Here is a 12,451-nt window from a genome sequence, read left to right as displayed (position 1 = left end):
ACTTGCGACGTGCCTCAGGGACACCGCCATGGCCAATGGCCTTATTGACTACGGGAATTGATGCATGAAAAGAAGAGAAGTTTTACAGACCGCCGCCTCCGCTCTGGTGGGGGCTCTCTCCGTGAGCACCTTTTCCAGCTACGCTGCAAAAAGTAACGGCATTGCCCTGAAGCCGGTTGATGCGGCGGCTATCCCTAAAGGCGACGTGCCTATCCTGACGCCTGAGAATGTCTACGCCATGCCGCCGCAGTTCTGGCAGGGCTTCGAGGGCAAACTCTGGATTGGTAAAGCGGGTGTGGATGCCAGCAAACCGGGTAATCAAATCCCGGTCTTCCTGCGTGATGCCAGCGGTAAAGTGTCTGAGATTGCTCAGCCTATCACGCTGAACAAGGGCAACTTTGCCCAGTTTATTCAGGACAACGCTGCACTGATTGCCGATCCTTCGCATTCGATGACGGTCGAGGACAACAACGGTCAGACCCTGTTTAACATCGCCGATGTCAGCCGTCCGGGCGCCGCCGATTTCAGTCAGCGTCTGGCGCAGCCGGCGGGTTATCAGCTGATTGGTGAGATCCCGTCCGTGGCGGAGTTACGCAAAACCCGCCCGCTGTTTGAAGGGGCCAAGGTTAAGCTGAAAAGCTGGCATGAAGGACGGGAAGTGGGCGGCGGCGAGTTTGTCGGCAGCTTCCAGACCGTTCCGAATGATGGCGGCGTAAATTTTGCCGGTGAGGGTTTCTCCTGGCGTCGCGTTGTCGATGATTTTAACCGCCTGACGCTGTTTGATTTCGGTGCGATTGCCGATGGTCAGACCGATACGGCACCCGCCATTATGGCGATGTTCAACTGGTCGCAGCAGGCTAACCAGCAGATCTGCGTCCAGTTTCCGGCCGGTACCTTCATGGTTTCCGCCTGTAACCTGGGCGACAAGTATCTCAACTTCTTCCGCATGTCCGGTGCGATGGTGAACTTCGGCTACTTCCCGGCGACCACGATCGTCTCGGATGGTAAGTCAGAGTTCGTCTTCCAGATGAACGCCCGTCGTGTCGAGCTTTCCAACCTGAATTTCAACGGCAACAGTGATAAGAGTCCGAACCAGCAGGGCTTTTTCCATAACAACTGTCCTGGCGGACAATATTTCCGGGGTGCCTGCCTGCGCTTTAACGCTGTTGGCGGCACGGCCATCAGCCTGCAGGATACCCTCGATTGTAAAATCGACCAGTGGTACGCCTCACGCTGCAGCGGCGATGTGATTAAATCGGGCTGGTCAGGTCAGAAGCAGGGCAAATGGGACCACAGTACCGCGATTGAGCTGTCAAACTTCAATGCGCAGTACTGCCGTGGCGGCAAAGTGCTTAACCTGCCGCGCTGCGGCCAGTCGATTATCCATAATGGCTGGATTGAACACTGTGATAATCCGGGCGACCTCTCTAACGGTCAGTGGATCGTTGATGCGCTGAGCCTGGAGGATTGTAAGAATCCGCTGATCGCGCACAACACCCGTCTGAATATGCGTCAGACCAGCCTGCAGTCGGGCAGCTGGATCGACAACTCCATGCAGGGCGACCGTCTGCTCAGCATCTGGGAGATGGGATCGACGCGCGTCGAGTCTTACGGCGTCGCGCTGGATGGCAGCCTGAAGTACAACTACATCACCTCGCGCTGGCGCTTAGAGAACAACACAAATCAGGAGACCTGGTTTGATCTCGGCAGCCTTTACTCACCAACAGTAGGTGATTCGTGGGAGATCGAAATCTTTGGTCAGTCGCAGTTCAGTAATGGCAGTGGTGATAAGCCGCTGATGAACCTGATTGGTGACAAGACCACTGGCGGTCGCGCAGTGATCCACGTGCAGCGTAAGAAAGACCTGTCGGAAGCGAGCTGGTCGGCCGAAGGCAGCAGCCCGATTGTGGATGTGCGCTATGTGGCAGAGCATGACACCGATGTCCATCTCTACGTCAAACTGGCGGGCTGGACGCCGTCAGCTGCTGTGCTGGTGAAAACTACCGGTAAAGATCGCTTTGTGACCGGTCGCTGTGCGCGGGTCAATGCGGTCATGGAGAAGGGCAATCCACCGTCAGGCGACGCGACGAAACGCGCGCCGCAGCGTTTCAGCCTGCATAACGGCAAAGCGGGCGTGGGGGCCAACGAGCAGGGCGATCTGCTGATGGCTTCCCGTCCGCTCTCCGCCGATCAGGTCGATACCAGTAAGCCGGAAGGCTTTGTTTCCGTGGTGATCAACGGCAAACAGGTTGCGCTGCCTTACTTCGCGATTAAGTCTTAACCCCCTTGTTTCAGGGCCGCCACAATGGAGGCGGCCGGTTTAACAGGAGCAGTACCTTTGGGTGCGTTATCCCGTAAAGCATTACTTTAAACAGAGTTCATTTTGCCCATTTCGGATCTGGGCGGCTTACAGAATTAAAAAAAATTCATTCGGAGTTGTTATGAAAATTTTATTGGTGGGTAACCATACGTGTGGGAATCGCGGGGATGGCGCGATTCTTCGTGGACTGATCGATTCAATGAAGTCTGCACGCAGTGATTTAGACATTGATGTTATTAGCCGTTATCCAACCAGCTCCGGTTATCTGCTCCAGCAGGATATTCAGCAGGATGCGCTGTATCTGCACAACAGCAAATCAGGTAAAGGTCTGGTCGGTTCGTTTAAGCGTAAAGTGGCGAACCGTCTGATGCCCGATATCATGATGGCACATCTGGGCAAGGGCGGGATCTTTAAGTCATTCTCTGTGCCGCCGCACCTGAAGGCCTTTACCGAAAGCCTGGCAAAATATGATGCGATTATTCAGGTTGGCGGATCCTTCTTCGTCGATCTCTATGGCGTGACTCAGTTTGATCATGCGCTCTGTGCGCTGATGGCGAAAAAGCCGATCTACCTGATCGGCCACTCAGTGGGACCTTTCCAGAACCCGCGTGTCAATGCGCTGGCGAACTTTGTCTTTGATCGGGTCGACAGCCTGGTACTGCGTGAATCAGTCAGCCTTGATCTGATGAAGCGCGACGGCGTGACCAGCTCTAAAGTGGCGTCCGGTGTGGATACTGCATTCCTGGTACGTGCGCGTGAAGTTGAAAATCCGAGCCACAACCTGCGCTACTGGCAGGGCATTATCGATGGCCGTAAAACCATCGCGATCACCGTGCGTGAACTGGCACCGTTTGATAAACGTCTGGGCGTGACGCAGAAAGAGTATGAAGCAGCCTTTGGCCGGGTAATCAATGCGATGATTGCCGAAGGCTATCAGGTTGTGGCGTTCTCCACCTGTACCGGCATCGACAGCTATGCCAAAGATGACCGCATGGTGGCGCTGACGCTGCGTGACCACGTGGCGCAGCCAGAACATTACCATGTCATCATGGACGAGTTTAACGACCTGGAACTGGGCATCCTGCTGAGTCACTGCCATCTGACCATCGGTACCCGCCTGCACTCGGCGATTATCTCCATGAACTTTGGCACCCCGGCTGTGGCGATCAACTATGAGCACAAGTCGATGGGTGTGATGAACCAGCTTGGTCTGCCGCAGATGGCAACCGATGTAAAAAGCCTGATGGACGGCTCGCTGATCGACAAGGTGAAAACCGTTCTTGCCGACTACGACAACATCAAGCTTAAGGTCGACACGGCCGTTGCGAATGAAAGGGAAATTGGCAACCGGATCACTGAAGAGATTCTCAAAGTATTAGGGTAATGTGATGAAACTGACTTTTTTCACCATGCGTTTCCCGGTTGCCTCTGAGACATTCGTACTAAATCAGGTGACCCATTTTATTGATGCCGGTTACGAGGTGGAGATTATTTCAGTCTTTCCCGGCGATTTAGTGAACCGGCATGCGGCGTTTGATGAGTATGGTCTGGCGGCGAAGACCCACTATCTGCTGCCGGAAGAGAAGATCTCAATTGTCGATAAGCTCAACCAGCGTATCAAGCTGGTGCTGCCAAAAGTGACGAAGCCGTCGCTGCTGCGTTCGCTGAATGTGCGCCGTTATGGCGCGCAGTCCAGCAAACTGCTGCTGCCGTCGATTGTAGCGAATGCTAAGCAGACCTTTACCGCAGATGTGTTTCTGGTGCATTTCGGCTATGCCGGTGCCCTGGCTAACAAGCTGCGTGAACTGGGTGTGCTTAAGGGTAAACAGGCGACCGTGTTTCATGGCGCTGATATTTCCCGTCGTCACATTCTGGAAGAGCACAAACTCGACTACGTGAATCTGTTCCGCCAGAGTGAGCTGATGCTGCCTATCAGCCATCTGTGGGAGAACAAGCTGATTGAAATGGGCTGCCCGCCGGAGAAAATTCACGTGACGCGTATGGGCATTGAGCCGGAGAAGTTTAACTTCCAGCCGCGCCAGGCGTTCCATACGCCGCTGCGTATCGTTTCGGTGGCGCGTCTGACTGAGAAAAAAGGGCTGGATGTGGCGGTGAAAGCCAGCGCCATCCTGAAGCAGCGTGGCGGTCAGTTTCAGTACACCATTATCGGCAACGGCGATCAGGATGAGATGATGCGTGATTTCATCGCCCGCGAGGGGATGGAAGATTGTGTCAGCATGCCGGGCTTTAAGCCGCAGGAGGAGATCCGTCGTGCGCTGAGCGAGGCTGACATCTTCCTACTGCCGTCCAAAACTGCCGCAGATGGCGATATGGAAGGGATCCCGGTCGCCCTGATGGAGGCGATGGCGGTCGGCCTGCCGGTGGTCTCTACATTCCACAGCGGCATTCCGGAGCTGATTGAGAATAATGTTTCTGGCTGGCTGGTGGAAGAGGACGATCCTGAAGCACTGGCGGAGACGCTGCTGAAACTGTCTCAGGGTGAAGTGGATGTGGCGCCGGTAGTCGCAGCCGCACGTCACAAAGTTGAGACTGAATTTAATCAGCATATCGCCTATGGCGAACTGGCACAGATTCTGGAGCGACTGGTGTGAGTGGATTTAAGTCACAGGCGATTTGGCTGTTTGGCAGTACCTGCTTTTCCGCGGTGCTGCAGGTTGCACAGCTGAGCTTTCTTGCCCGCAAACTGGAAACCCACGAGCTGGGGCTGTTAGCCATCATCAATGCCATCCTGGCGGTGGCGGGTGTGCTGCAGGATATGGGGATGAGCAGTTATCTGGTGCATCGCCAGAACATTACCCGTCGTGAGCAGAGCACCATCTATTGGGTGAACGTCTCTCTCAGCCTGTGTACCGGGTTGATCATGTTGCTGATCGCCTTCCCGGTCTCCTGGTTCTATCACCTGCCGGAGCTGACCGGGCTGATCATGCTGACCAGCCTGAACTTCCTGGTGCTGGGTCATCTGTCGCAGTATCAGGCGCACTACATCAAAACCAAGCGGATGGTCTCGCTGGCGAAGATTGAAATGGGTACCAAGCTGTTTGCCTTCCTCTGTGTGGTCGCGATGCTGGAGTTCACGTCGCTGACGGTGGCCGCAGCGATTCTGGGTCTGTTCATCAACGCCTTTACCCGCATCCTCTGTATGATTGCGCTGGGTGAGAAGTCATGGCGTCCGACCTGGGAGTTCGACAAAGCGACCTTCTTCGGCGCAATTCGCTACGGCAGCTATCAGCTCGGTTCGCAGACCATTAATCAGCTGCGTACCCAGGCCGATGCGCTGGTGGTCGGTAAAGTCATGGGCGCAGAGATGCTGGGCGTTTACTCACTGGCGAAAGAGCTGGTGCTGCAACCGCTGAAGCTGGTCACGCCGGTGATTAACCGTCTGGCACTGCCGCGCTTTGCTGAGAAACAGCACGATGCCGAGCAACTGAAAAAGCTGTTCCTGAAAGGTACGCTGGGGATCATGCTGTTCAGCAGCGCCATGTATCTGGCTATTGGTATCTTCTCGCCGGTTATCGTGCGTGTGCTTTATGGCGCGTCACATGAGCAGGTCTATCACCTGATCCCGCTGATGCTGCTGTTTGGCATGCTGCGGCCAATGGGCGGACTGACCGGGGCGATTTCGCAGGCCAACGGACGCACTAACGTGGAGTTCTACTGGAACATCGTGGCGAGTATTGTGGTTCTGGCGGTGCTGGCGACCACCTTTATCTGGCCAAACGTGCTCTACGTCGCACTGACGCTTTCTATCTCGCAGATCCTGATCTCGGCACTGGCGCATCCGTTCTTCATCAGGCCGGTGATTGGCATTCGGTTTATCCCGTATGCCCGGCAGTGGGTGGCAGTTTCGGTGGTATTTGTTGGCGTGATGATGCTGGTAAATCACTTTAATCTGTTCGTGATGCCAGAGTGGTTTGAAGGCTGGCTGTAATCACCACACAGATATATCAACGGGCGGCCTCAGGGTCGCCCGTTTTCATTTATGGCTGGTCTCAGCCCTGCAACGAAGAGTGCTCCGGAACACAGTGGCAATATTCGATTACTGATTGTCTTTGTTCAGTTTATGGTGTCGCTGGCAATGGGCAAAATGCCGAATTTCCAAGTTATGACAGAGAGTTACTGTCCGCTTTTCAGATAAAGATTATACTTGCTCTTCCGGCCGATCCTGCATAATCGACCCACATCTTCATTTTATTAAACGGAATAAATATGACCAAGCTTAAAGCAGTAATCCCGGTTGCGGGCCTCGGTATGCATATGCTCCCTGCGACTAAAGCCATTCCGAAAGAGATGCTGCCTGTCGTCGACAAACCGATGATCCAGTACATCATTGACGAGTGTGTTGCCGCAGGTATTAAAGAGATTGTGCTGGTCACGCATGCATCGAAAAATGCCGTTGAAAACCACTTCGACACCACCTATGAGCTGGAAGCACTGCTTGAAGCGCGCGTGAAGCGTCAGCTGCTGAGCGAAGTGCAGTCTATCTGCCCGCCAGGCGTCACCATCATGAACGTGCGCCAGGCGCAGCCGCTGGGTCTGGGGCACTCCATTCTCTGTGCCCGTCCGATGATCGGTGATAACCCGTTCGTGGTGGTGCTGCCGGACGTCCTGCTGGATGACTCTACCGCTGACCACATGCGTTATAACCTCGCAGCGATGGTTGCCCGTTTTGAAGAGACCGGCCACAGCCAGGTCCTGGCGCAGCACATGCCAGCGTCCGATCTCTCTGAGTACTCTGTGATCACCACGGAAGAGCCGATCGATCATCCAGGCGACATCAGCACCATCACCGATTTCGTTGAGAAGCCTGAAGATACTGCCGGACTGAGCTCTGACCTGGCTGCGGTAGGCCGCTATGTGCTTTCTGCTGATATCTGGGCAGAACTGGAGCGCACTGAGCCAGGCGCGTGGGGCCGTATCCAGCTGACCGATGCGATCGCCAGCCTGAGCAAGCACAAAACGGTTGATGTCTCTCTGCTGACTGGTCACAGTTTCGACTGCGGTCGTAAACTGGGTTACATGCAGGCGTTCGTCTCTTACGGACTGCGCAACAACGCGCAGGGTCGCGATTTCCGCGAAGCTATCCAGACAATTCTCGCAAAACAAAAGTAATTAATTGCCGCGTCCTGCGCGGCAGATTGAAAGGAGCTCACATGGCAATTTTAGTAACGGGTGGAGCAGGCTATATCGGCTCCCATACGGTACTGGCGCTGTTGCAGCGCGGTGATGATGTTGTGGTTCTGGATAACCTCTGCAATGCCTCACGTGAAGCGATTAACCGCGTAGAGAAACTGGCGGGTAAAAAGGCGACCTTCGTTGAAGGCGATATCCGTGACCGTGCCTGTCTGCGTGACCTGTTCGCATCCAACAGCATTTCCGCTGTGATCCACTTCGCCGCACTTAAAGCCGTGGGTGAATCTACCCGCATGCCGCTGGAGTACTACGAGAACAACGTCGCGGGCACCGTGGTGCTGCTGGAAGAGATGCGTAATGCCGGCGTCTGGAACTTTATCTTCAGCTCATCAGCCACCGTCTATGGCGCAGATGCACCGGTTCCTTACGTTGAGAGTACGCCAATTGGCGGCACCACCAGTCCGTACGGCACCTCAAAGCTGATGACCGAATTCGTCATGCGCGACTTCGCCAAAGCAGAACCGAAGTTTAAGGCGATTGCCCTGCGTTACTTCAATCCGGTTGGCGCGCACGAGTCTGGCGAAATCGGTGAAGACCCGACCGGCATCCCGAATAACCTGCTGCCGTACATCGCGCAGGTCGCGATTGGTCGTCTGGAGAAGCTGGGTGTGTTTGGCGGCGATTATGATACGCCAGACGGTACCTGTCTGCGTGACTACATCCATGTGGTAGACCTGGCGGAAGGCCACCTGAAAGCGCTGGACCACCTGAACAAAGTTGAAGGCTACACCGCCTTTAACCTGGGCGGCGGTAAAGGCTTCTCCGTGCTGGAGATGATCAAAGCGTTCGAGAAGGCTTCCGGCAAGGCGATTCCGTTTGAAATCAAGCCACGCCGTGACGGCGACCTGCCTGCGTTCTGGGCCGATGCGTCACTGGCAAACAGTGAGCTCGACTGGCGCGTGACGCGCGGCATCGATGAGATGATGCGCGATACGTGGAACTGGCAGAGTAAGAACCCGGATGGGTTTCGGTAGTTGAAAAGAAAGGCGAACTCAGGTTCGCCTTTCTTATATTTGATTTGAATTATCTTACCAGTCCTTTCCCACAATTCTGATTGCATCATCCTGACGCATCAGCAACCATCCCCTACGCCAGAAAAGTGTTCATTAGTTGAACTAACACCTGCGACCTATACGCATTTTGTTCGTAATAGCTATACCTGAGTGATAGAATTTACGATGGTTGAATGATAAACCCACTTAAATAATTTCATTAATAAAGTGATATCAATCAATCGAATGCTGAACATCTGTCGAGTTCATGTTGTCAGCACACTCATTCGGTCAAAGATAATCAGCATCGTGGGAGCTGTAACCCAGGGGCGGTAGCGTGCTCTGAAAACGCCTATGATTGTCTGTTTTTTATTCAGGCGCCTATGCCTCAGATAGCTTGTCAGGAATAAACACGTTATGAAGATTCTTATCACTGGTGGTGCAGGGTTTATCGGTTCAGCGGTTGTGCGTCATGTTATCAATAATACGAACGATGAAGTCATTAACGTTGATAAACTGACCTATGCGGGCAATCTTGAATCGTTGAAAGAGGTAAGCAGCAATGCACGCTACACCTTTAAGCAGATCGACATCTGCGATGGGCATGCTATTGCCGAAGCATTAAATGAATTTCAACCGGATGCCATCATGCATCTGGCCGCTGAAAGCCACGTAGACCGTTCAATTACTGGCCCTGCTGAATTTGTTCAGACCAATGTGGTAGGTACCTATGCACTACTGGAAGCGACCCGTCAATACTGGATCGCATTGCCAGAAGAACGTAAAGCAGCCTTCCGTTTTCATCATATCTCGACTGACGAGGTTTATGGTGACCTGCCGCATCCGGATGAAATGGAAGGCGATTTGCCGCTGTTTACCGAAGAAACCCCTTATGCCCCAAGTAGCCCTTACTCCTCGACTAAAGCAGCCAGCGATCATCTGGTTCGCGCCTGGGGCCGTACTTATAAATTGCCAGTCATCGTAACCAACTGCTCTAACAACTACGGTCCTTATCATTTCCCGGAAAAACTCATTCCGCTGATCATTAGCAATGCGCTGGAAGGTAAACCACTGCCAATCTATGGCAAAGGCGACCAGATTCGTGACTGGCTCTATGTTGAAGACCACGCGCGCGCGCTCTACACCGTAGTTAAAAATGCAGAGACGGGCACTACTTATAACATCGGTGGTCATAACGAAAAGAAAAATATCGATGTTGTACTGAAAGTCTGCGAACTGCTGGATCAGCTGCGTCCAAAAGCGACCCCGTACAGTGATCAGATCACCTATGTTCAGGACCGTCCGGGGCACGATCGTCGCTACGCGATCGATGCCGCTAAAATTGAAAAAGATCTGGGCTGGAAACCGGAAGAGACCTTTGAAACGGGCCTGAAGAAAACGGTCGAATGGTATCTCAACAATTCAGAGTGGGTTGAGCATGTGAAGAGCGGTGCTTATCAGAACTGGATCGAGCAGAACTACGAGAAGCGTAGCTAATGGATATTTTGCTGTTTGGTAGAAACGGGCAGGTCGGCTGGGAGCTGCAGCGTGCACTGGCTCCGTTGGGCAATCTCATCGTGGTCGATCGTCATTCCAGTGACTACTGTGGCGACTTCGAAAATCCCGAAGGCGTAGCTGAAACAGTGCGGAAGATTAAACCCGCTGTGATCGTTAATGCGACCGCCTACACTGCCGTGGATAAAGCCGAATCTGAACAGGATAAGGCTCGTCTGGTTAATGCCACCTCAATCACGGCATTGGCAGTGGCCGCTGAGGAAATTGGCGCATGGTTGATCCATTACTCCACCGATTATGTGTTTGATGGTTCGGGTGACAGGCCCTGGTGCGAAGATGACGCAACCGCTCCGTTAAATGTCTATGGACAGACAAAGCTGGAAGGAGAGCAGGCCATCGTCAATAACATGTCGAAATACCTCATCTTCCGCACCAGCTGGGTCTACGCTGCGAAGGGAAATAATTTCGCTAAGACAATGCTAAAGCTGGCTAAAGACAGGGACACCTTGTCCGTGATTAATGATCAATTTGGCGCACCCACTGGCGCTGAATTGATAGCAGACAGTACAGCACATGCGATAAGAGTGGCACTGAATGACAGCAGCGTTGCTGGCTTGTATCACCTTATTGCAGCGGGTGAAACCACTTGGCATGCCTACGCTACCAGTGTGATCGATTTTGCTAAACAGCAGGGTATAGAGCTTAACGTTCAGGTGATTAATCCTGTTCCGACCAGCGCATTCCCTACACCTGCCAGACGTCCTGCAAATTCACGACTGAATACAGAGAAGTTTCAACAAACTTTTTGTTTGACGCTGCCAGACTGGCAAAAGGGTGTTGAACGTATGTTGCTTGAGACTCTTAGATAATTAGAACAGTACGTTAAAGCGTCCTGACTACGTAAGGTAAAATTGTGAAAAAGAATAAAGGTATTATTCTCGCTGGTGGTTCTGGAACCCGTCTTTACCCGGTAACAATGGCAGTAAGCAAGCAGTTGTTACCCGTTTACGATAAGCCGATGATTTACTATCCACTGAGCACGCTGATGCTGGCAGGGATCAACGATATTTTGATCATCAGTACACCACAGGATACACCGCGCTTTGAGAGCCTGCTGGGCGATGGTTCTCAGTGGGGCATTTCTATTCAGTACAAAGTGCAACCAAGCCCGGATGGCCTTGCTCAGGCGTTTATCATTGGTGAAGAGTTTATTGGTAATGATTCTGTCGCGCTCATCCTGGGTGATAATATTTTCTACGGGCATGACCTCTATAAGCAGCTTGAAACCGCATCTCTTAAGGATGATGGGGCAACCGTCTTTGCTTATCATGTTACCGATCCTGAGCGTTATGGCGTTGTGGAATTCGACAGCGAAGGCAAAGCGATTTCACTGATAGAAAAACCTGAACACCCACGCAGCAATTATGCCGTGACCGGACTCTATTTTTACGATAATAGCGTTGTTGAAATGGCAAAAAATCTTAAGCCATCACCACGCGGCGAACTTGAGATTACCGATATCAACCGTATCTATATGGAGCAAGGCAAACTCTCAGTGTCCATTATGGGACGCGGTCACGCCTGGCTGGATACCGGTACACATCAGAGCCTTATGGAAGCCAACAACTTTATTCAGACTATCGAGTCACGTCAGGGCCTTAAAGTCGCTTGCCCGGAAGAAATTGCCTTCAGAATGGGTTTTATCGATAAAGCAAAATTACAGGAACTAGCGAAGCCGTACCTAAAAAATGAATATGGCAAATATTTGATGGCGCTGGTGGAAGGGCGTTTATAATGAAAATTATTGATACTAAAATAGCTGATGTAAAAATTATTGAGCCTAAAGTTTTCGGTGATGAGCGCGGGTTTTTCCTGGAAACGTTCCAGAGTGAAAAATATAAGCGTGCGCTTAATATCGAAGGTGAATTTGTACAGGACAACCATTCGCGCTCAGCAAAAAATGTGTTAAGAGGTTTGCATTTCCAGCGAAATAATCCTCAGGGCAAGCTGGTCCGTGTGGTAAGAGGTGAAGTATATGATGTCGCGGTCGACATCCGACCTGAATCACCAACTTATAAACAGTGGGTTGGCGTTTATCTTTCGGAAGAAAATAAGACACAATTCTGGGTTCCGCCGGGCTTAGCACATGGCTTCGTTGTTATTTCAGAGTATGCAGATTTCGAATATAAATGCACTAACTACTATGACCCTTCAAGCGAAGGTTGTCTGGCATGGAATGACCCTGAACTAGGCATTGACTGGCCTGTTTCAGATCCTATCCTGTCTGAAAAAGACAAAGCCGGACAACTGCTGTCCGGGCTGAAGTAATTATATTTAATCATTGAAATTAAGGATGAGCCAGGTAAAAAGGCCATCCTTAACTTATTTTAAGGCGTGGTACCTGAAATCTCAC

10 protein-coding genes are annotated in these 12,451 nt (G+C 52.2%); all 10 read left to right on the top strand.

All coding sequences use genetic code 11. The features are described 5' to 3' along the window. The first annotated feature begins 64 nt into the window (after positions 1-64). Entirely contained in the window at positions 65-2,281 is a 2,217-nt protein-coding gene (locus tag AC6I8E_RS12230) for a phage tailspike protein (RefSeq protein ID WP_497824038.1), read from the top strand. Positions 2,282-2,441: 160 nt separating this feature from the next. After that, on the top strand, positions 2,442-3,704 hold the full coding sequence (gene wcaK / locus AC6I8E_RS12225; RefSeq protein ID WP_013358458.1) for a colanic acid biosynthesis pyruvyl transferase WcaK: 1,263 nt from the start codon (positions 2,442-2,444) through the stop codon (positions 3,702-3,704). 4 nt (positions 3,705-3,708) lie between these two features. Further along, on the top strand, positions 3,709-4,932 hold the full coding sequence (locus AC6I8E_RS12220; protein ID WP_013358457.1) for a glycosyltransferase: 1,224 nt from the start codon (positions 3,709-3,711) through the stop codon (positions 4,930-4,932). After that, positions 4,929-6,269, top strand: a complete 1,341-nt coding sequence (locus AC6I8E_RS12215; RefSeq protein WP_033783657.1) for a lipopolysaccharide biosynthesis protein — start codon at positions 4,929-4,931, stop codon at positions 6,267-6,269. The genes AC6I8E_RS12220 and AC6I8E_RS12215 overlap by 4 nt, the downstream gene beginning before the upstream one ends. A 278-nt stretch (positions 6,270-6,547) precedes the next feature. After that, positions 6,548-7,450, top strand: coding sequence for a UTP--glucose-1-phosphate uridylyltransferase GalF (galF, locus tag AC6I8E_RS12210; RefSeq protein ID WP_013358455.1), 903 nt, complete (start codon positions 6,548-6,550; stop codon positions 7,448-7,450). A 41-nt stretch (positions 7,451-7,491) separates the two neighbouring features. Continuing rightward, the gene (galE, locus tag AC6I8E_RS12205) at positions 7,492-8,505 is read left to right on the top strand and encodes a UDP-glucose 4-epimerase GalE (RefSeq protein ID WP_497824037.1); all 1,014 of its coding nucleotides are present in this window, start codon (positions 7,492-7,494) and stop codon (positions 8,503-8,505) included. 435 nt (positions 8,506-8,940) lie between these two features. Next, entirely contained in the window at positions 8,941-10,020 is a 1,080-nt protein-coding gene (gene rfbB, locus AC6I8E_RS12200; RefSeq protein WP_418162926.1) for a dTDP-glucose 4,6-dehydratase, read from the top strand. Then, complete coding sequence (gene rfbD, locus AC6I8E_RS12195) at positions 10,020-10,907, top strand: dTDP-4-dehydrorhamnose reductase (protein ID WP_418162927.1); 888 nt, start codon at positions 10,020-10,022, stop codon at positions 10,905-10,907. Before rfbB ends, rfbD begins: the two co-directional genes overlap by 1 nt. A gap of 44 nt (positions 10,908-10,951) precedes the next feature. After that, positions 10,952-11,833 carry a glucose-1-phosphate thymidylyltransferase RfbA gene (gene rfbA, locus AC6I8E_RS12190; protein ID WP_418162928.1) on the top strand — a complete coding sequence of 294 codons (882 nt, stop codon included), beginning with the start codon at positions 10,952-10,954 and terminating at the stop codon, positions 11,831-11,833. Further along, positions 11,833-12,366: a dTDP-4-dehydrorhamnose 3,5-epimerase gene (gene rfbC / locus AC6I8E_RS12185; RefSeq protein ID WP_418162929.1), complete on the top strand. Its 534-nt coding sequence runs from the start codon at positions 11,833-11,835 to the stop codon at positions 12,364-12,366. The genes rfbA and rfbC overlap by 1 nt, the downstream gene beginning before the upstream one ends. The last annotated feature ends 85 nt before the right edge of the window (positions 12,367-12,451 follow it).

Source organism: Pantoea sp. X-Soil-YNGN-785, assembly GCF_059730585.1.
The sequence above is the reverse complement of the archived record's forward strand: the minus strand, read 5'-3'. Positions and strand labels throughout refer to the sequence as shown.

What these genes read in the sequence shown, in the direction of transcription:
- AC6I8E_RS12230 (WP_497824038.1), top strand. Translation starts at nt 65, where the DNA reads ATGAAAAGAAGAGAAGTTTTACAGACCGCCGCCTCCGCTCTGGTGGGG.
- wcaK (WP_013358458.1), top strand. Translation starts at nt 2,442, where the DNA reads ATGAAAATTTTATTGGTGGGTAACCATACGTGTGGGAATCGCGGGGAT.
- AC6I8E_RS12220 (WP_013358457.1), top strand. Translation starts at nt 3,709, where the DNA reads ATGAAACTGACTTTTTTCACCATGCGTTTCCCGGTTGCCTCTGAGACA.
- galF (WP_013358455.1), top strand. Translation starts at nt 6,548, where the DNA reads ATGACCAAGCTTAAAGCAGTAATCCCGGTTGCGGGCCTCGGTATGCAT.
- galE (WP_497824037.1), top strand. Translation starts at nt 7,492, where the DNA reads ATGGCAATTTTAGTAACGGGTGGAGCAGGCTATATCGGCTCCCATACG.
- rfbB (WP_418162926.1), top strand. Translation starts at nt 8,941, where the DNA reads ATGAAGATTCTTATCACTGGTGGTGCAGGGTTTATCGGTTCAGCGGTT.
- rfbD (WP_418162927.1), top strand. Translation starts at nt 10,020, where the DNA reads ATGGATATTTTGCTGTTTGGTAGAAACGGGCAGGTCGGCTGGGAGCTG.
- rfbC (WP_418162929.1), top strand. Translation starts at nt 11,833, where the DNA reads ATGAAAATTATTGATACTAAAATAGCTGATGTAAAAATTATTGAGCCT.